The 19,306-nt window shown below is 67.0% G+C and carries 19 protein-coding genes; 9 read left to right on the top strand and 10 right to left on the bottom strand.

The features are described from left to right. Positions 1 to 66 precede the first annotated feature (66 nt). The 7 genes from AADJ02_RS02005 to AADJ02_RS01975 all read right to left on the bottom strand — a co-directional run bounded on the left by AADJ02_RS02005 (position 67) and on the right by AADJ02_RS01975 (position 7,361). The gene (locus AADJ02_RS02005) at positions 67 to 1,065 is read right to left on the bottom strand and encodes an ABC transporter substrate-binding protein (protein ID WP_341211314.1); all 999 of its coding nucleotides are present in this window, start codon (positions 1,063 to 1,065) and stop codon (positions 67 to 69) included. Between the two features lie 49 nt (positions 1,066 to 1,114). Then, positions 1,115 to 1,960, bottom strand: a complete 846-nt coding sequence (locus tag AADJ02_RS02000) for an ABC transporter permease (RefSeq protein WP_341211313.1) — start codon at positions 1,958 to 1,960, stop codon at positions 1,115 to 1,117. After that, on the bottom strand, positions 1,957 to 2,904 hold the full coding sequence (locus AADJ02_RS01995; RefSeq protein WP_341211312.1) for an ABC transporter permease: 948 nt from the start codon (positions 2,902 to 2,904) through the stop codon (positions 1,957 to 1,959). Before AADJ02_RS01995 ends, AADJ02_RS02000 begins: the two co-directional genes overlap by 4 nt. Before the next feature lie 218 nt (positions 2,905 to 3,122). Then, entirely contained in the window at positions 3,123 to 3,917 is a 795-nt protein-coding gene (locus tag AADJ02_RS01990; protein ID WP_341211311.1) for an ABC transporter ATP-binding protein, read from the bottom strand. A gap of 25 nt (positions 3,918 to 3,942) precedes the next feature. After that, positions 3,943 to 5,400 (bottom strand): dihydropyrimidinase, encoded by a 1,458-nt coding sequence (hydA, locus tag AADJ02_RS01985; protein ID WP_341211310.1) that lies wholly within the window; start codon positions 5,398 to 5,400, stop codon positions 3,943 to 3,945. Between the two features lie 153 nt (positions 5,401 to 5,553). Continuing rightward, on the bottom strand, positions 5,554 to 6,018 hold the full coding sequence (locus tag AADJ02_RS01980) for a hypothetical protein (RefSeq protein ID WP_341211309.1): 465 nt from the start codon (positions 6,016 to 6,018) through the stop codon (positions 5,554 to 5,556). A 92-nt stretch (positions 6,019 to 6,110) separates the two neighbouring features. After that, the gene (locus AADJ02_RS01975) at positions 6,111 to 7,361 is read right to left on the bottom strand and encodes a Zn-dependent hydrolase (protein ID WP_341211308.1); all 1,251 of its coding nucleotides are present in this window, start codon (positions 7,359 to 7,361) and stop codon (positions 6,111 to 6,113) included. A 184-nt stretch (positions 7,362 to 7,545) separates the two neighbouring features. Between AADJ02_RS01975 and AADJ02_RS01970 the strand changes: the two genes are divergently transcribed. After that, entirely contained in the window at positions 7,546 to 8,169 is a 624-nt protein-coding gene (locus tag AADJ02_RS01970; RefSeq protein WP_341211307.1) for a TetR family transcriptional regulator C-terminal domain-containing protein, read from the top strand. Between the two features lie 50 nt (positions 8,170 to 8,219). After that, on the top strand, positions 8,220 to 10,106 hold the full coding sequence (locus AADJ02_RS01965) for a potassium transporter Kup (protein ID WP_341211306.1): 1,887 nt from the start codon (positions 8,220 to 8,222) through the stop codon (positions 10,104 to 10,106). 4 nt (positions 10,107 to 10,110) lie between these two features. Here AADJ02_RS01965 and preA read toward each other — a convergent pair whose 3' ends face one another. The 3 genes from preA to AADJ02_RS01950 are packed head-to-tail and all read right to left on the bottom strand — an operon-like array spanning position 10,111 to position 13,139. Further along, positions 10,111 to 11,415, bottom strand: a complete 1,305-nt coding sequence (gene preA / locus AADJ02_RS01960; protein ID WP_341211305.1) for an NAD-dependent dihydropyrimidine dehydrogenase subunit PreA — start codon at positions 11,413 to 11,415, stop codon at positions 10,111 to 10,113. 4 nt (positions 11,416 to 11,419) lie between these two features. Next, complete coding sequence (locus AADJ02_RS01955; RefSeq protein WP_341211304.1) at positions 11,420 to 11,806, bottom strand: VOC family protein; 387 nt, start codon at positions 11,804 to 11,806, stop codon at positions 11,420 to 11,422. Positions 11,807 to 11,810: 4 nt separating this feature from the next. Beyond that, on the bottom strand, positions 11,811 to 13,139 hold the full coding sequence (locus tag AADJ02_RS01950; RefSeq protein ID WP_341211303.1) for an NAD(P)-dependent oxidoreductase: 1,329 nt from the start codon (positions 13,137 to 13,139) through the stop codon (positions 11,811 to 11,813). A gap of 157 nt (positions 13,140 to 13,296) precedes the next feature. Between AADJ02_RS01950 and AADJ02_RS01945 the strand changes: the two genes are divergently transcribed. The 7 genes from AADJ02_RS01945 to AADJ02_RS01915 all read left to right on the top strand — a co-directional run bounded on the left by AADJ02_RS01945 (position 13,297) and on the right by AADJ02_RS01915 (position 19,304). Continuing rightward, a complete protein-coding gene (locus AADJ02_RS01945; protein ID WP_341211302.1) occupies positions 13,297 to 14,676 on the top strand; it encodes an aminotransferase class III-fold pyridoxal phosphate-dependent enzyme in 1,380 nt (459 codons plus the stop codon). A gap of 81 nt (positions 14,677 to 14,757) precedes the next feature. Next, positions 14,758 to 15,117 carry a DsrE family protein gene (locus tag AADJ02_RS01940; protein ID WP_341211301.1) on the top strand — a complete coding sequence of 120 codons (360 nt, stop codon included), beginning with the start codon at positions 14,758 to 14,760 and terminating at the stop codon, positions 15,115 to 15,117. Positions 15,118 to 15,222: 105 nt separating this feature from the next. Continuing rightward, complete coding sequence (locus AADJ02_RS01935) at positions 15,223 to 15,996, top strand: SDR family oxidoreductase (protein WP_341211406.1); 774 nt, start codon at positions 15,223 to 15,225, stop codon at positions 15,994 to 15,996. Then, the gene (locus AADJ02_RS01930) at positions 15,993 to 16,883 is read left to right on the top strand and encodes a 2-dehydro-3-deoxygalactonokinase (RefSeq protein WP_341211300.1); all 891 of its coding nucleotides are present in this window, start codon (positions 15,993 to 15,995) and stop codon (positions 16,881 to 16,883) included. Before AADJ02_RS01935 ends, AADJ02_RS01930 begins: the two co-directional genes overlap by 4 nt. After that, positions 16,880 to 17,485 carry a 2-dehydro-3-deoxy-6-phosphogalactonate aldolase gene (locus tag AADJ02_RS01925; RefSeq protein WP_341211299.1) on the top strand — a complete coding sequence of 202 codons (606 nt, stop codon included), beginning with the start codon at positions 16,880 to 16,882 and terminating at the stop codon, positions 17,483 to 17,485. Before AADJ02_RS01930 ends, AADJ02_RS01925 begins: the two co-directional genes overlap by 4 nt. After that, positions 17,482 to 18,345: an SMP-30/gluconolactonase/LRE family protein gene (locus tag AADJ02_RS01920; RefSeq protein WP_341211298.1), complete on the top strand. Its 864-nt coding sequence runs from the start codon at positions 17,482 to 17,484 to the stop codon at positions 18,343 to 18,345. The genes AADJ02_RS01925 and AADJ02_RS01920 overlap by 4 nt, the downstream gene beginning before the upstream one ends. After that, entirely contained in the window at positions 18,342 to 19,304 is a 963-nt protein-coding gene (locus AADJ02_RS01915; protein ID WP_341211297.1) for an aldose epimerase family protein, read from the top strand. Before AADJ02_RS01920 ends, AADJ02_RS01915 begins: the two co-directional genes overlap by 4 nt. Positions 19,305 to 19,306: the final 2 nt, after the last annotated feature.

Below are 19,306 nucleotides of genomic sequence, written 5' to 3'. Positions count from 1 at the left end.
AGCGGAGAGTTCCGACCCAGACCAGAACTGGGGAATTGGCGGGGCCCGTGGGCCCCGCCTTGCGCGTTACTTCAGCGCCTCATCCGTGATCTTGGAGGTCCAAGCGTCCTCGGGCATCTCGGAGATCACCGGGTCGGACCCGCCCGCGAGCAACGTGTCGACCGTGCGCTGGTAGGCGGCCTCATCGAGGCTGCCGTCGGAGCCCGCCGTGAGCTTGGCGATCTCGCCCATCATCCGCACCTGATGCGCCTCGGTCTGGGCGCCGGTCTCGTCATTGTCGAGCACGATCATTGCCGCGTCCTCGGGGTTCTCCTCGGCCCATTTCCAACCCTTCATCGAGGCGCGCACGAAGCGGGTCATCTTGTCGACGAAATCCGGATCCTCGAGGTTCTCTTCGAGCACCCACATCCCGTCCTCGAGCGTGGCCACCCCCATGTCCTCGTATTTGAAAGTGACGAGCTCGTCCTCGGAAATGCCCGCGTCGAGCACTTGGCCATACTCATTGTAGGTCATGGTCGAGATGCAATCGGCCTGACGCTGGATCAGCGGGTCGACGTTGAAGCCCTGCTTGAGGACCGTCACCCCGTCCTCGCCGCCTTCGGTCGGGATGCCCTCCTGACTCATCCAGCTCAGGAAGGGGTATTCGTTGCCGAAGAACCAGACGCCGATGGTCTTGCCCTTGAAGTCCTGTGGGCCCTCGATCCCGGTGTCTTTCCAGCAGGTCAGCATCAGGCCCGAGCTTGCGAAGGGCTGAGCGATGTTGACCACCGGCAGCCCCTTTTCGCGCGCGGCCAGCGCCGAAGGCATCCAGTTGAGCATCACGTCGGCGCCGCCCCCCGCCAGCACCTGCGGCGGCGCGATGTCCGGTCCACCTGCGAGGATTTCGACGTCCAGGCCCTCTTCCTCGTAGAAGCCCTCTTCGAGCGCCACGTAATATCCTGCGAACTGCGCCTGGGTGACCCATTGCAGCTGTAGGCGGACCTCGTCGAGATCCTGCGCCATGGCGGGCATCGCTCCCGCCATCAGCGCCCCTGCCGCCGATGCGGCCATCGTCATCCGTTTCATTCTTGGTCGACCTCCGTTGGTGTGACGGCCCGATTGCCGGGCTTCTTGGTTAGTTGCGTTGCGACGGGTGCCAGAAGGTCACCCCCCGCTCGATCAGCGCCACCAGCCCGTAAAAGCCGGTGCCCGCCAGCGCCGCGACGAGGATCGCGGCCCAGACCATGTCCAGCGCGAGCTGGCCCACCGAGGTAGTGATCCGAAAGCCCAAGCCCAGCGTCGGGGAGCCGAAGAACTCGGCCACGATAGCGCCGATCAGCGCCAGCGTGGTGCAGATCTTCAGACCGTTGAAGATGAATGGCATGGCGGCGGGCAGGCGCAGCTTGACCAGCCCCGACCAATAGCTCGCGCCCCAGCTCTTCATCAGATCGCGCTGCATGGCCGAGGTCTCGGCGAGGCCCGCCACGGTGTTCACCAGCATCGGGAAGAACACCATGACCACCACCACGGCGGCCTTGGACTGCCAGTCGAAGCCGAACCACATCACGAGGATCGGCGCGGTGCCAACGATCGGTAGCGCCGCCATGAAGCTCGCCAGCGGCAAGAGCCCGCGCTGCAGAAACACGAAGCGGTCCACCGCGATGGCGGTAAGGAATGCGGCCCCGCAGCCGATGGCATAGCCCGAGAGCGCGCCGCGCAGGATCGTCTGCACGAAGTCACCCCAGAGCACTGGCAGGCTGGCGGCAAAGCGCGCGCCGATCTGGCTGGGCGGCGGCAGGATCACCAGCGGCACCTGCAAGGCGCGCACCGCGATCTCCCACAGGATCAGGATGGTGATCCCGAACAGCAGCGGCACCGCCATGCGTGCCCAGATCCGGTTCGACAGCGGTCCAGTGGCGAGCCAGACGTTGAGCGCCCAAAGTCCGATCCACAGGGCCAGTGCCAGAATCGCCGCACTCATGCCGCCCCTCCCATGCGCCGCAGCGCCAGCCGTTGCGCGCCACCGATCGCGGCCACGAGGATTGCCGCCAGCGCCGCCGCCAAAAGGAGCGCCGCCCAGATCTGCGCGGTCTGGCCATAGTAGCTTCCCGCCAGCATCCGCGCGCCAAGCCCCCCGCCCTGAACCGGCAGCTCACCCACGATGGCCCCAACGAGAGCGGCGGCCACGGCGATCTTCAGCGAGGCGAAAAGATAGGGCATCGAGGCAGGCAGACGCAGCCGCGTCAGCACCTGCCAACCGCTGGCGTCCCAAGTGCGCATCTGGTCGGTCTGCATCGCGTCGGGCGCGCGCAGCCCCTTCACCATGCCGACGACTACCGGAAAGAAGGACAGGTAGGCCGAGATGATCGCCTTGGGCAGCAGCCCCTGCAGCCCGACAGAGTAGAGCACCACCACGATCATTGGCGCCAGTGCCACGATCGGCACGGTCTGGCTGACGATGGCCCAAGGCATGACCGACCGCTCCATGGTGCGCGAATGCACGATGCCGACGGCGAGCAGGACCCCCGCCACGGTGCCGATCGCAAAGCCCAAGGCAGTGGCCGACAGCGTGATCCACGCATGCAGCAGCAGGCCACGGTTCGACAGGCTGCCGGACTTCACGAGGCCGCGCCGCCCTTCGATTTCTTCCATAACCACGCTTTGCCACAACTCGCCCGCGACCTGATGCGGCGCGGGCAGCCGGGGCCGCTCCTGCGCCCAGACGTCGGGGATCTGCGCTGGGTTGGCCAGCACCAGCCCCAGTGCATTCGCATCCCGCCGTTCGATCGCGGTGCCGGGCTGCACCGCCACACCGTCGCGCTCGGCGGTGCTCAGCGCCTCACGAATGTTCATCGGCACGGCGGCGGCGTACCACAACGCGAAGAGCCCCGCGACAAGGACGAAGATCGGCCCATACCGGCTCATGCGCCCACCTGTGCCACTTTACTCTTCAAATACTCTGATCCCACCCATTCACGCCGAAGCGCCGCTGAGCATCCGGAGCCGGTTCGACATGAGTATTTTAGGAGTAAAGTAACCATCAGCTGTTCTCCTGCGCGCACGGTACAGGCTGGAGAGCCGATGACCGTGAGTGAAGTCGCCCCGCCATGGGCCTCCCGGCCCAGGTGGTCGGGGGGCTTTTGCTAGTGATCGTCATGACCGGCTCTCAGCCCCTCGCGCACCCGGTGCGCGATCTCGATGAACTCGGGGCTGTCGCGAATTTCCAAAGGGCGCTCGCGCGGCAGCGGGCTGTCGATCACATCGGTGATCCGACCCGGACGCGGGCTCATCACCACGATCTTGGTCGAGAGATACACCGCCTCGGGGATCGAATGCGTGACGAAGAGCGTGGTCTTGCCGGTCGCGGCCCAGAGCCTGAGCAGCTCTTCGTTGAGCCGGTCGCGCACGATCTCATCGAGCGCGCCGAAAGGCTCGTCCATCAGCAGGATTTCGGCGTCGAAGGCCAGCGCCCGGGCGATGCTCGCGCGTTGCTGCATGCCGCCCGACAGCTGCCAAGGATACTTCTTCTCGAAGCCGCCCAGCTCGACCAGTTCCAGCACCTCGCGCACCCGCCGTGCCCGTTCGGCACGCTCGAACCCCATGATTTCAAGCGGCAGAGCGATATTGCCGCCGATGGTGCGCCACGGATAGAGCCCCGCCGCCTGAAACACGTAGCCATAGGCGCGCGCGCGCCGTGCCTCGTCCGGCGACAGCCCGTTGACCGAGACCTCGCCGTCAGTCGGCGTCTCCAGCGCCGCAACCACCCGCAGGAAAGTGGTCTTGCCGCAGCCCGAGGGGCCGATGAAGGAGACGAACTCGCCCTTGGCAATGTCGAGGTCCACGCCCTTCAGCGCGTGGACCGGCCCATCGGCGGTCTCGAACGTGAGATCGACGCCGCGCGCCGAGATGACGGTCTGAGGGATCGGCGCGTTCATCATGGCCACGCCCCCTGCCCCATCGCCCTCACACCCCGCTCGCGGGGATGCCCGACCGCTCCACCGGGCGCGGTGCGGTCAGCGCCTTCCACGAGGATAGTGCCCGGTTCACCGGGCCCTGCGGCTCGCGCGCGACGAATTCGCCGTGCCCCTCATGCGTGTCCAACGTGCCGTCGCGCAGCGAGACATGGCCGCGGCTCAATACGTAGCGCGGCAGGCCCTTCACCTGCTGGCCCTCGAAGACGTTGTAATCGATGGCCGAAACCTGCGCGCCCGCCGTGATGGTCTTTTCCTTCTCGGGGTCCCACACCACGATATCGGCATCCGCACCGACGAGGATCGCGCCTTTGCGGGGATAACAGCCCAGGATCTTGGCGATGTTGGTCGAAGTGACGGCGACGAATTCGTTCATCGTCAGGCGACCCGTCGCCACCCCATGCGTCCAGAGCATCGGCATCCGATCCTCAAGTCCGCCGGTGCCATTGGGGATCTTGGTGAAATCGCCCACGCCATAGCGCTTCTGCTCCGTGGTGAAGGCGCAGTGATCCGTGGCCACAACCGACAACGTCCCCGAGGCCAGACCGGCCCAAAGGCTGTCTTGATGCTTCTTGTCCCGGAACGGCGGGCTCATCACCCGGCGCGCCGCGTGATCCCAGTCAGGATTGGCGTATTCGCTCTCGTCGAGCGTCAGATGCTGGATCAGCGGCTCGCCCCAGACCCGCTTGCCGTTCATCTTGGCCCGGCGGATCGCCTCGTGTGCCTCCTCGCAGGAGACGTGCACGACATAGAGCGGCACGCCCGCCATGTCGGCGATCATGATGGCGCGGTTGGTGGCCTCGCCCTCGACCGAGGAGGGGCGCGAATAGGCGTGCGCCTCGGGGCCGGTGTTGCCTTCGGCCAAGAGCTTGGCCTGAAGCTCGGCCACGACATCGCCGTTCTCGGCATGCACCATCGGGATCGCGCCTAGTTCGGCACAGCGACGGAAGCTCGCAAAGAGCTCGTCATCATTGACCATCAAGGCCCCCTTGTAGGCCATGAAGTGCTTGAAGGTGGTGATGCCATGATCGCGCACCACGGCCTCCATCTCGTCGAAAACCTGGCGGTCCCACCAGGTCACAGCCATGTGGTAGGAGTAGTCGCAGGCCGCCTGCCCGGACTTGTTGTGCCAGACCTTGAGCGCGTCGAGCAGGCTTTGGCCCGGGCTGGGCAGGGCGAAGTCGACCACCATCGTGGTGCCGCCCGCCAGCGCGGCGCGGGTGCCGGAGCCGAAATCATCGGTGGAATGAGTGCCCATGAAGGGCATCTCCAGATGCGTGTGCGGATCGATCCCGCCGGGCATCACGTAGCAGCCCGTCGCATCGAGCGCCTCGTCGCCCTCAAGCCCGTGGCCGATCGCGGCGATGCGGCCGCCCTCGATCAGCACATCCGCCTCATAGGTCAGATCCGCCGTGACGATGGTGCCATTTCTGATGACCGTGGAGCCCATGCCGTTTCCCTCTCTGTCATGGCCCGGCCCCTCGTGCGGGGGCCGTGACGCGTCCCGAGGCGCGCGGTGCGGCGCGCCTCGGCTCGAAAGGGTCGGCGGGCGGAGATGGGGGCGGCGGCGCGAAACCGGCCGACGTCGCCCCCGCTGCCCGGATCAGCTCGACGGGCGCGGTCCTACCGTGCCGTCGTCGTTTTCACACAGCGGTGTGCCGCTGGAATCGCGCACCGGGTAGCCGCTCAGCGGCTCGGTGCGTTCGATCGAGAAAAGATAGCAGCCATCGCCGTTCTGGAACACGGCCGATGGGGGCGTTCCGGGCAGCAAGGCGCCAAGCACCACCGGCGGCGCCGAGACGCTCTCTTGCGGCGATGAAGCGATGACCGCACCCGAGGCCGGTGCCGGCGCGGAAGAAACTTCGGCGGCGCGCGGCGCGGTGTTGGAAATCGGGGCCGTCGCGACCGGGGCCGGCGTCGACAGGCGGGCGGAGGGCTGCGGCGCGGGGGCCGGTGCAGGCGCGGGCGCAGGGAAGACCGGCGCGGGCTGCTCCATCGCCACGGTGCCCACCTCTTCGCAGGCGGCGAGCAGGGGCAACAGGGCCAGCACGGGCATCAGTCTGGACATTCTCGGCATCGATCTCTCCTGGAAAATTCGGCTTCCCGATCCAGAGAGGCTGGAAGGGGGGCAGGTCAAGCCCCCTGTGGCAACAGGTGACTTCACGATACCACTTCCGCCGCCTCGATCACCGCATGCAAAAGCACATCCGCGCCCTTCGTGGCCCAGTCTTGGGTGATGTCCTCGGCCTCGTTGTGGCTCAGCCCATCCTTGCAGGGGCACATCACCATCGCCGTGGGCGCGACGCCCGCGACCCAGCAGGCGTCGTGACCCGCGCCCGAGACGATGTCGCGATGCGCATAGCCCAACCGCTCGGCGGCGGCGCGGACCATGCCGACGCAATCGGGATCGAAGGTCACCGGATCGAAATGGCCCACCGGCTCGATCTCGAGCCCGAGGCCCAGCTCCGCTGCGATCCGTTCGGCCTCGGCCTCGACCTCGGCGCGCATCGCGTCGAGCTTGGCCTGCTCGGGCGAGCGGATGTCGACGGTGAACACCGCGCGGCCGGGGATCACGTTGCGCGAATTGGGCCAGACATTGGCCTGCCCCACGGCACCCACCGCGTCGGGTTGGTGATCCATGGCGATGCGGTGCACCGCTTCGGTGATCCGCGCCATGCCGAGACCGGCGTTGACGCGCATGTTCATCGGCGTGGAGCCTGTATGGCTCTCTTTTCCGGTGAGCCGGATTTCCAGCCACCAAAGCCCCTGCCCATGCGTGACGACACCGATCTCCTTTTCCTCGGCCTCGAGGATCGGTCCCTGCTCGATATGCAACTCGAAGAGGGCATGCATCTTGCGTGCACCGACCTCCTCCTCGCCTTTCCATCCGACCCGCTCCAGCTCATCGCCAAAGCGCTTTCCCTCTGCGTCCTCGCGCGCATAGGCCCAGTCGAGATCGTGCTGCCCGGCATGAACGCCGGAGGCCAGCATCGCGGGGGCAAAGCGGGTGCCCTCCTCGTTGGTCCAGTTCACCACGACGATGGGGCGACGGGTCTTGATCCCCATGTCATCGAGGGTGCGGATGATCTCCAGCCCGCCGAGCACGCCCAGCACGCCGTCGTATTTGCCGCCCGTGGGCTGCGTGTCGAGGTGGGAGCCGACATAGACCGGCAGCGCGTCGGGGTCGGTCCCCTCGCGCCGCGCGAACATCGAACCCATGGCGTCGACACCCATCGACATCCCCGACGCCGCGCACCAGTCTGCAAAGAGCCTGCGCCCTTCGGCATCGGCGTCGGTTAGGGCCTGACGGTTGTTGCCCCCCGCCACGCCGGGGCCGATCTTGGCCATGTCCATCAGGCTGTCCCAAAGCCGCGCGCCGTCGATCTTGAGATTCTCACCGGGTGCGGACATATGGATCTCCTCGCTGTGCTGCGGGTCGGGGCTGGACTGACTTCAATTTGACCACCCGGTAAAAATCACGCTATCAAAGTCCCGTAACCAGTCAAGGATCGCGTGACCGCTTCTCGCAATGAGCCGCGAAACGATGCGAGACGAGGCACCGCCGGGCCACTGCGCCCGCTCGACAGGACCGGACATGACCGACACGCCTCCGCGTACCCGCATCCAGACCCGCAACCGAGCCACCATTCTCGAAGCGGCGCTCGAGGTTTTCGCCTCGCGCGGGTTTCGTGGGGCAACTCTTGATCAGATCGCGCAATCGGCGGGGCTCTCCAAGCCTAACCTGCTGTATTACTTCCGTTCCAAGGAGGCGCTGCATATCGCGATCCTCGAGGATCTGATGGATCTTTGGCTGGCACCGCTGCGCGAGATGGACCCCGAAGGCGAGCCGCGCGAGGAGATCTTGCGCTATGTTCGGCGCAAGCTCGACATGAGCCGAAATCACCCGCGCGAAAGCCGTCTGTTCGCCAACGAGATCCTGCAAGGCGCACCGCGCGCGCGGTCGGTGATCGAGGGCGAGTTAAAGACGCTGGTCGATGACAAGGCGGCGGTGATCGCGGCTTGGTCGGCGGCGGGACGGATCGGTCCGGTCGATCCGCATCACCTTATCTTTTCGATCTGGGCACTGACGCAGCACTACGCGGATTTCGAAGTGCAGGTGCGCGCCATCATGGGGGGCACCGACCCCTACCCCGCCGCCGAAGCCTGGCTCGACAGGGTCTTCGGTGCGGTGTTGGAGATTTCGCGCGACGCCACTTGAAGCGGGCCCCGACCAAGCGCATCTAGGCGCATCGTCACAGCGGCCGCCTCATGCATGCCCCCTCTCCGGCCGCCCAGCGCGGCCACGCCCCTTCGACACATTCGGCCCTCACACTTGGCGCGCTCGGCGTTGTGGTGGGCGACATCGGCACCAGCCCGATCTATGCCCTGCGCGAAGGGCTCGCCGCCGCGCGCGGCGAAAAGGGCATCCCCGCCGACGAGGCGGTGATCGGCACCGTCTCGCTGCTGGTCTGGCTGCTTATTGGCATCGCTACGTTGAAATACGTGGTGTTGATGCTGCGCGCCGACAACAACGGCGAGGGCGGCACGCTGTCGCTTCTGGCGCTGGCCACGCGCGCGGTGGGACGGCGCACGCAGGTCCTCATGGCGATCGGCATCCTCGGCACGGCCTTGTTCTTCGGCGACGCGATGATCACGCCCGCGATCTCGGTCCTTTCCGCGGTCGAGGGGGTAACATTGCTGGCACCGGGCTTCGAGCCTTGGGTGATTCCGGCGGTGATCGCGATCCTGTGCGTGCTGTTCTGGGCGCAGCGCGGCGGCACGGGCGGCATTTCGCGGCTGTTCGGTCCGGTGATGCTCGTGTGGTTCATGGTGCTTGGAGGCTTGGGCGCGCTGTCGGTGGCACGGCACCCCGAAATCCTCGCGGCGCTGAGCCCGGCTCCGGGCCTGATGCTGTTGTGGCATGGCGGCGGTGCCGTCGTGCCGATCTTGGGCGCGGCCTTCCTCGCGGTGACCGGCGCGGAGGCACTCTATGCCGACATGGGGCATTTCGGCCGCCGCCCGATCCGCCTCGCCTGGACCACCATCGCCCTACCCTGCCTGCTTCTGAGCTATGCGGGCCAGGGCGCGCTGGTGCTTACGGACCCCGAAGCCGCGCGCGATCCATTCTTTCTTCTGGCTCCGTCTTGGGCGCTTCCAGGCCTCATCGGTCTGGCCACCATCGCCACGGTAATCGCGAGCCAGGCGGTGATCACCGGCGCCTTCTCGGTCGCCTATCAGGCCATGCAGCTGGGGCTGCTGCCGCGCATGGCGGTGCGTCACACCTCCGAGACGCAGCGCGGCCAGATCTACCTGCCCCGAATCAACGTGATGCTGCTGGTCTGCGTCATCATCCTCGTGCTGAGCTTTGGCAGTTCCTCGCAGCTGGCGGGTGCCTATGGCATCGCGGTGACCGGCGAGATGCTGATCACGACGCTGCTGGCCTATGTGGTGATGCGCCGGGTCTGGACCTGGTCACGCGCCGTGGCGGCGCCGCTGACGGCGCTGATCCTTGTGATCGAGGCCGCGCTGTTCGGTGCCAACATGACCAAGCTCTTGGATGGCGGCTACGTGCCGCTTACGGTGGCGGCGGTGCTCTGCGCGGTCATGGCCGCGTGGCGGCGCGGCTCGATCCTCGTGCAGGATCGATCGCGGGCGCGGGGCGTGACGATGGAGGCGCTGGTCAAGTCGCTGTCACACTCGACGCGGCTGCGCCACGTGCCCGGCTCGGCGGTGTTCCTGACGGCAGAGCCGGTCATGGCGCCGCCCGCGCTATTGCACAACATCAAGCACAACGGCGTGCTGCACGAGCGCACCTATGTGGTCACCGTCGCGATTGCCGACCAGCCCCATCTCGACGCCGAAGCCACCCTGGTGGTCGAGCCGCTGTCTGACGGCGTCACACGGGTCCGCGTCACCTTCGGCTACATGGACCCGCCCAACATCGCCCGCGCGCTTCGCCGCAGGCTGCGCTTCGACATCCACGCGACCTCGTTCTTTCTCAACCGCCGCAGCGTGCTGCTGTCGGATCGTCCCGGCATGGCGCGCTGGCGCAAGAAGGTGTTCATCGGCCTGACGCGCACCGCCTCGGCGGCGCACGACCATTATCACCTGCCCTCCGACCGGGTGATCGAATTGGGTCAGCAGATCAGCCTGTAACGCCTCACTCCGCCGCCTGCGCCATCGGGTTGTTGGGATGGGTGGTCCAGTCGGCATGGGTGTCCGACACCACGCGGCCGGTGCGTGGATCGAGGCTGCCCGCCGCCATCGGCACCATGTCGATGCAGTTCTCGACCGGGCAGACGTCGACGCACAGGTTGCAGGCCACGCATTCGGCGTCGATCACCTCGAAGATCCGGTCCGGTGTCATCGCGATCGCCTGATGCGAGGTGTCCTCGCAGGCGGCATAGCAACGGCCACATTTGATGCACAGATCCTGGTCGATCTTGGCCTTGGCGACGTAGTTCAGGTTGAGATTCTTCCAGTCGGTGACGTTCGGCACCGCCTTGCCCACGAAGTCCGAGGTGGAACGGTAGCCCTTCTCGTCCATCCAGTCCGACAGGCCCGCGCACATCTCTTCGACGATGCGAAAGCCGTAGGTCATGACAGCGGTGCAGACTTGGACGTTGCCCGCGCCAAGCACCATGAACTCGGCCGCGTCGCGCCAGGTGGTGACGCCGCCGATGCCCGAGATCGGCAGGCCGCGCGTCGCTTCGTGCCGCGCAATCTCAGAGACCATCGACAGCGCGATCGGCTTGACCGCAGGGCCGCAATAGCCGCCGTGGCTGCCCTTGCCGTCAATCGAGGGCTCGGGGCTGAAGCTGTCGAGGTTGATCGAGGTGATCGAGTTGATCGTGTTGATCAGGCTCACCGCGTCGGCCCCGCCGCGCCGCGCCGCCTCGGCGGGCTTGCGCACATCGGTGATGTTGGGCGTCAGCTTCACGATCACGGGGCGGTCGTAATACTTCTTGCACCAGCGGGCGACCATTTCGATGTATTCGGGCACCTGCCCCACCGCCGCGCCCATGCCGCGCTCGCTCATGCCGTGCGGGCAGCCGAAGTTCAGCTCGATCCCGTCGGCATTGGTCTCCTCGACCCGTGGCAGGATCGCCTTCCAGGCTTCCTCTTCGCAAGGCACCATGATCGAGGCGATCAGCGCGCGGTCGGGGTAGTCGGCCTTCACGCGGGCCATTTCCTCGAGATTGGTCTCGAGATCGCGGTCGGTGATCAATTCGATGTTGTTGAGGCCCAAAAGACGCCGGTCAGCGCCATAGATCGCGCCGTAGCGCGGACCGTTGACGTTGACGACAGGCGGTCCTTCGGCACCGAGGGTTTTCCAGACCACCCCGCCCCACCCCGCCTCGAAGGCGCGGCGGACGTTGTATTCCTTGTCCGTCGGCGGCGCGGAGGCAAGCCAGAACGGGTTGGGGCTTTCGATGCCCAGGAACCGGGTGGTCAGGTCGGCCATCTTGTCATCCTCTCGGTGGGGTGGCGTGCATCACGATGGTATTGCCCTCGCTGTCGAAGAACATCGCGAAGCGCTCGGTGTCGCTCCAGGGCAGCTCGGTGGGGTTCATCAAAAAGCGAACCCCCTCGCCCTTCAACCGCGCGGTCTCGGCATCGAGGTCCGCGCACTCGAGATAGAGCGCGGGAACCTCTTCAGAGTATCGCACCTCTTGGCGCCGGGCGAACTGGATCTTGGTCTCCGTCTCGGGCAGCTTCATCATGATCATGCGCCAGTCGTCGTCGAGATCGGCGTCGAGCGCGACCTCCATGCCGATCCTGTCGCGGTAGAAGGCCAGCGCGCGGTCTTGGTCGTCGACCGGGAGCGGCAGAATGAAGATGCCCGTGAATGCCATGAGACTAACCTGTCAGTGTACCGTGGATGTCTTCGGCAGCGTCCCGACCCTGCGCCACAGCCGTGACGGTCAGGTCGTCGCCACCCGCTGCACAGTCTCCCCCGGCCCAGACCTTGTCCATATCGGTGCGTCCACAACCCTGCGTCACAACCTTTCCATGTGCGACTCCGAGGCCATGCGCACCATCGAGGCGCTGACCGACAGCGCGGAACATCTGGTCGGCAGGCAGCGTGAAGCGCTCTCCGGTCGGGGTGAGTCCCTTGGGCCCCTCGCCCATCCGCTCGAACACGACACCGCTCAGCCGCTCTTTGCCTTCAACCGCCACGGGTGCGGCCTCGAACATCAGCCGGACGCCGCGCTGGGCCGCGAGATCCTGCTCAAAGCGGCTCGCGCCCATGCGGTCGCGCGATCGGCGGTAGACAAGGGTGACGGTCTCGGCGCCCAGCGCCTTGGCCTGCACCGCGCAGTCGATCGCCGTCATGCCACCGCCGATCACCACCACGTCGCGGCCGATCGGCAACGTCGTCAGATCCTCGCTCTGGCGCAGCGCCGAGATGAAGGTGACGGCATCGTGCAGGCCCTCGACCTCCGGGCCGTCGAGGTCCAGCGCATTGACCCCCGCCAGACCGACGCCGAGGAACACCGCGTCGTACTCTGCGCGGAGTTGCTCCAGCGTGATCTCGCGCCCGAGCCATTGCCCATGCCGCACCTCGATGCCCCCGATCCCCATGATCCACGCCGCCTCGCGCGCCGCGAAATCATCGACCGACTTGTAGGCGGCGATGCCGTATTCGTTGAGACCGCCGGGCTTGGGCGCGCCTTCGAAGATCACCACGTCATGCCCGTGCCGCGCCAACCGGTGCGCGCAGGACAGACCCGCGGGGCCTGCGCCGACCACCGCCACGCGCTTGCCGGTGGGCGCGGCGCGGGTGAAGGGATGCCCCTGCCGGGCCATGAGGCTGTCGGTGGCATGGCGCTGCAGAAGGCCGATCTCGACCGGTTTGCCTTCGGCGGCCTCGCGCACGCAGGCCCCCTCACAGAGCACTTCGGTCGGGCAGACCCGGGCGCACATGCCGCCCAGAATGTTGGCCTCGAAGATTTCGCGGGCCGCCGTCTCTGGGCGGCCTGCCTGAATCTCGCGAATGAACAGCGGGATGTCGATGTCTGTGGGACAGGCGGTGATGCAGGGCGCGTCGTGACAGAAGTAGCAACGGTCCGCGGCGACCCGCGCCTCATGCGCGCTCAACGGCGGATGCAGATCGGCGAAGTTCCCCGCCAGCGCATCGGCGGGCAAGCGACCGGCAATCGGTCCGGTGTGTGGCTGGGCTGGCATCATCGGTCCCCCGTGGCGGCATTCCGTTTTCCCGAGCCTGCCACGGTTTCATTTTTTATCAAACGGTAAATTTTGGGCGGTGCGAGAATCGTGTTTCCCTTGACCGGGGCCGCCTCGCGGTCAGAGAGTGGCGCGACACCAGCCAGCGAGGCCCGCCATGGAAGACCTGATGCACAACGACCCCGCCCGCGTCATCGAGGCCGACCGGGCCCATGTGTGGCACCACATGATCCAGCATCGCGCGCTGGAGACGACGGATCCGCGCATCATCGTCGAAGGGCGCGGCATGCGGGTGTGGGACATCACCGGCCGCGAGCATCTCGACGCGGTCTCGGGCGGCGTATGGACCGTCAATGTCGGCTACGGACGCGAGAGCATTGCCGATGCCGTGCGCGATCAGCTTGTGAAGATGTGCTACTTCGCAGGCGCTCAGGGCTCGATTCCCGGGGCACGATTTGCCGAGGCGCTGATCGCGAAAATGCCGGGTCTCGACCGGGTCTATTTCGCCAACTCGGGCTCGGAGGCCAACGAGAAGGCCTTCAAGATGGTCCGCCAGATCAGCCACAAGCATCACGGCGGCCGCAAGTCGAAGATCCTCTACCGCGAGCGCGACTACCACGGCACCACGATCGCCTGCCTCTCGGCGGGCGGGCAGTTCGAGCGCAACGCGCAATACGGCCCCTTCGTGCCCGACTTCGTCATGGTGCCGCATTGCCTCGAATACCGAGCGCAGGACGGGCTGGCGGGCGAGGACTACGGGCTGCGCGCGGCGCAAGCGATCGAGGAGGTGATTCTGCGCGAGGGCCCCGACACCGTGGGCGCGCTCTGCCTCGAGCCGATCACCGCGGGCGGCGGCATCATCGTGCCGCCCAAGGGCTATTGGGAGAAGGTGCAGGAGATTTGCACCAAGTACGACATCCTGCTGCACATCGACGAGGTGGTCTGCGGCATGGGGCGCACCGGCACATGGTTCGGCTACCAGCAGTTCGGGGTGAAGCCCGACATCGTGACCATGGCCAAGGGCGTGGCCTCGGGCTACGCGGCCATCTCGTGCTGCGTGACCACCGAGGCCGTGTTCGAGAAGTTCAAGGACGCCTCCGATCCGATGGCGCACTTCCGCGATATCTCGACCTTCGGCGGCTGCACCTCCGGCCCGGTGGCAGCGCTGGAAAACCTGCGCATCCTCGAAGACGAGAACCTGCTCGAGAATTCCGCCCGCATGGGGGCCTACCTGCACGACGGGCTGGCGGCGCTGATGGACAAGCACGCGCTGATCGGCGACGTGCGCGGCATGGGGCTGTTTGCCGGGGCCGAGCTTGTGACCGACCGCGACACCCGCGAGCCGGTTTCCGAAAGTTTGGTGCAGGCCGTGGTGGCGGACTGTCTCGCGCAGGGCGTCATCATCGGCGCCACCAACCGCTCGGTGCCGGGGTTCAACAACGTGCTGCTGTTCGCGCCCGCGCTGATCGCCGGAAAGGCCGAGATCGACGAGATCCTCGGCGCGGTCGACGGCGCGTTGGGGCGGGTCGCGGGGTAAGGGACGCTTGACCGACGGGGGCTCGGGGCGGTTTCCTGAAACCCCGCCTCCCTGATTGGCGGGCCAACCGGGAGACCCGCCATGCCCCGCTTTCTCGTGCACATCCACACCGGCCCCAGCGACGCCAACAAGGCGACGCTGGGGTGCCTCATCGCCCTGACCGCAGCGCGCAAGGGTCACGACGTGACCGTGTTTTTCGCGGGCGATGGGGTGCACCTTCTGGCCCCCGCCCATGCCGGGATCGAAGGTCAGGGCACGGGACGCCTCTCGGACCACCTCACCGGATTGTCGGAGGCGGGCGCACGGTTTCGCGTATCCGGTCTTTCGGCCAAGGCGCGCGGCTATGACGAGGCGCTTCTGGAGGGCCACCCGGCCGAATTTGCCATGCCTGACGCGCTGGTCGATCTCGCCCATGCCGCCGACACGGTGCTCTGCTACTGATCCCAATATGTGAGACTGCTGTCCAAGATGTGGTCCCGCCCCTTGTAAAAGACGTGGATCGGGTGACAGTCTGCCAGCACCTCGAAACAGCAGTGAGTGAGCCAGATGACGGGCGCAGAGGCGATCCATCCCGACCTGAAAGAGGCGTCGGTCTTCATCACGGGCGGTGCCAGCGGCATCGGGGCCGCGCTGGTCGAGGGGTTTTTGCGCCAAGGCGCGCGGGTGGCCTTCTTTGACCGCGCCGACGCGCAAGAGACGGTCGAGGAGATGGAGGCCCGCACCGGCAACCGCCCGCTCTTCGTGCAGGGCGACGTAACCGATACGCCCGCGCTCATGGCCGCGATCGACACCGCCGCGACGACGCATGGCCCGGTGACGGTGCTGGTTTCCAACGCCGCCAACGACACCCGCCACGACGCGCAGGACCTCACCGAGGCCGAGTGGGACGCCTGCCTCGCGGTCAATCTCAAGCCCTATTTCTTTGCCGCCCAGAAGGTGGCGCCGATAATGGAGGCCGCCGGCGGCGGCGCGATCGTCAACATGTCATCCGGCAGCTACCTGATGGGAGTGCCGCGCCTCTCGGCCTATGTCGCCTCCAACGCCGCGATCATGGGGATGACCCGCAGCCTCGCGCGCGAATGGGGCGGACGCGGCATCCGCATCAACGCCGTGGCACCCGGCTGGGTGATGACCGAGCGGCAAAAAGAGCTTTGGGCCACGCCCGAGGCGGTCGAGAAGCATCGCCAGACCCAGTGCCTGTCCGAACTGATGCAGCCCGAGGATCTCGTCGGTGGCGTGCTGTTTCTCGCCTCGAACTCCGCGCGGATGATGACCAGCCAGATGCTGGTGATCGACGCGGGCGTGAGCGTGACCGGATGAGCGCCCCCGCCTGGATCGCCCTCGATTGGGGTACGACGCATCTGCGCGGCTGGGCCATGGCCGCCGACGGCAGCGTGATCGAGGCGCGTGGCTCCGACAAGGGCATGGGCGCGCTCGGCCCCGACGCCTTCGAGCCCGCGCTGCGCGAGCTATGTGACGACTGGCTCGACCATGGCCCGGTGCCGATGATCGCCTGCGGCATGCTCGGCGCGAAACAGGGCTGGGCCGAGGCCGCCTATGCAAGCGTCCCCTGCCCGCCGCTCTCCTCCGCGCTGACGCGCGCGCCAGGTGCGTTCGACGTGTCGATCATTCCCGGCCTGTCGCAATCCGACCCCGCGGACGTGATGCGCGGCGAGGAGACGCAGATCGCGGGCTTCCTTGCGCTCAACCCCGGCTGGGACGGGGTGCTGTGCCTGCCGGGCAGCCATTCGAAATGGGCACATATCAGCGCCGGTGAGGTGGTCAGCTTCCGCAGCTTCATGACAGGCGAGCTGTTCGCCGCGCTGTCCTCGCACACCGTGCTGCGTCATTCCATTCCAGCCGAAGGCTGGGACGAGACGGCCTTTGACGATGGCGTCGCCGAGACGCTGTCGCGGCCCGAACGTCTGGCCTCGGCGCTGTTCACGATCCGCGCGGCCGATATCCTGCACGGTGCACCGGGGGCCAGCACCCGGTCGCGGCTCTCGGGCCTTCTCATCGGGGCCGAGCTTGCCGCCGCCAAACCCTACTGGCTCGGCCAGCAGATCGGCGTGATCGGTGCGGGCGGACTTGGCTCGCTCTATGTGCGCGCGTTGGCGACGCAAGGCGCACCCGCCACGCAGGCCAACGGCACCGCCGTGACGCTGGCGGGCCTCACCGCCGCATGGAAACAAAGGACCACCGTATGACCCGACCGCTCATCGCCATCCTGCGCGGCATCCCCCCCGAGGACGCCGTCGCCGTGGCCGAGGCGTTGATCTCCGCAGGCATCACCGTGATCGAGGTGCCGCTTAATTCGCCGCGGCCCTTCGAGAGCATCCGCGCCATGGCCGAGGCCAGGGCGGGCAGAGCCAAGATCGGCGCAGGCACGGTTCTGACCACGGCACAGGTGGACGAGCTGAAGGCGGCGGGAGGCACGCTGGTCGTGTCCCCCAACGCCGATGTGGAGGTGATCCGCGCCACGGTGGATGCGGGCATGGAGAGCTGGCCCGGTGTGATGACCCCGACCGAGGGCTTCGCCGCCATCGCCGCCGGGGCCACGGGGCTCAAGCTGTTTCCGGCGAGCCTGATCGGTCCGGACGGCCTCAAGGCGATGCGCGCGGTCTACCCCAAGGACGTGCCGATCTATGCCGTGGGCGGCGCGGGCGCGTCGAACTTCGGCGAGTGGATCAAGGCGGGGGCGGACGGCTTCGGCCTCGGCACTGCGCTCTACACGCCTGGCCTTTCGATCGAGGAAGTTTCCGCCCGTGCCCGCGAAATCGTCGCGGCCTATGACGAGGCCGTCGCATGAGCGAGCGCTCCACCTTCGAGGTCTTCGACGACACCTCCTGCGTGCTGGGCGAAGGTGCGCTGTGGCACCCCGAGCGTCGGCAACTCTACTGGTTCGACATACTGGGCCGCCGCCTGCACACGCCGGGCCAGCACTGGGTGTTCGAGGATATGCCCTCCTGTGCGGGCTGGGTCGATCGCGACACGCTTCTGGTCGCCACCAACAAGGCGCTGGTAACCTTCAACCTCGAAACCGGCCGACACGAACAGGTCTGCGATTTCGACAGCGACAACCCGGTCACCCGCTCCAACGACGGCCGCGCCGACCCGCATGGGGGCTTTTATATCTCCACCATGGGCATCGACGGCGAAGCGGGGGCGGGCGCGCTCTATCGGTACTACCGGGGCGAGCTGCGCCAGATCCGCCACGGCATGACGATCCCAAACGCGATCTGCTTTCCGCCGGAAGGCGGGTTCTTTCACTACTCCGACACGCCCACCGGCATGATCATGCGCCAGCGCACCGACAAGGACGGCTGGCCCACCGGCGAGGCGGAGGTCTTTGTCGATTGCAAGCGGTCGGGTCACAACCCCGACGGCGCGGTGATCGATGCCATGGGAACGTTGTGGAATGCGCAATGGGGGTCGGGTCGCGTCGCGGGCTATGACCGTGAAGGAAACGAGGTGGCGCAGTACCCCTGCCCCACCGCACCGCAGGTCACCTGCCCGGCCTTTGGCGGAGACGACATGAAGACGATGTTCCTTACCTCGGCCACTGCCGGCCTGTCGGAGGCCGAGATCGCGAATGGCCCTGATTCGGGCCGAACCTTCACGACCCGCGCCGAGGCGCCCGGTCAGACCGAGCACAAGGTGATCCTGTGACCCCCTTCGCCACCGACGCGCAGGGGCGTGCCGTGCATCGCCTGTCGCTCTCGAAGGCCGGGCTGTCGGTCGACCTGCTGACGCGTGGCTCGATCCTGCGCTCGGTGCGGCTCGACGGGGTCGATCGCAACCTGACGCTCGGCTCGGACGATCTCGCCGACTACGACGGCGCGATGAGGTATTTCGGCGCTCTGGTCGGCCCGGTCGCCAACCGCATCGCAGGCGCGCGCGCCACCATCGACGGCGCCGAGTACCGCTTTACCGCCAACCACCACCGCGCCTTGCTGCATTCGGGGCGGCATGGCACGCAGTTCAAGGTCTGGGAGGTGGTAGAGGAGAGCGCTGACGCCGCGACTTTGGCAGTCGACCTGCCCGACGGGGCCGACGGTTTTCCGGGCAACCGGCGGATCAACGCGCGCTGGTCGCTGCACGCGCCTGCGACGCTGCGGCTGGAGCTGACCGCCACCACCGACGAGCCGACGCTGATGAACCCGGTCAACCACAGCTATTGGAACCTGACAGGCGCGCCCACGACCGAAGGCCATCTGCTACGCGTGTCCGCCGAGCATTGGCTACCCACGGACGACGAATCGCTGCCCACGGGCGAGATCGCGCCCAGCGCCGGGAGCGGCCACGACTTCCGTGCTCCCCGCCCGCTGGTCCCCGGCGATCCGCCGCTCGATCACAACTTCTGCCTGTCGCAGGACGATGCGGAGTTGCGCGAGGTGCTGGAGCTGACCGGCGGGGGCGTCGCGTTGCGCATCGCCACCACGGCACCGGGACTGCAGGTCTATGATGGGCGCGACACCGACAATGCCGGTCTCGCCCCCTATGCGGGCTTTGCCGTCGAGGCTCAGCGCTGGCCCGATGCACCGCATCACCCGGCCTTTCCAACCTTCCGCCTCGCGCCGGGCAAGCCGTTCCGGCAGGTCACCGAATGGCGATTTGCCGCCGACTGACA

The organism is uncultured Limimaricola sp., from assembly GCF_964022235.1.
Taxonomy (GTDB): domain Bacteria; phylum Pseudomonadota; class Alphaproteobacteria; order Rhodobacterales; family Rhodobacteraceae; genus Limimaricola.
Note: the sequence above shows the minus strand (reverse complement) of the source record. Positions and strands in the feature narration are given on the sequence as shown.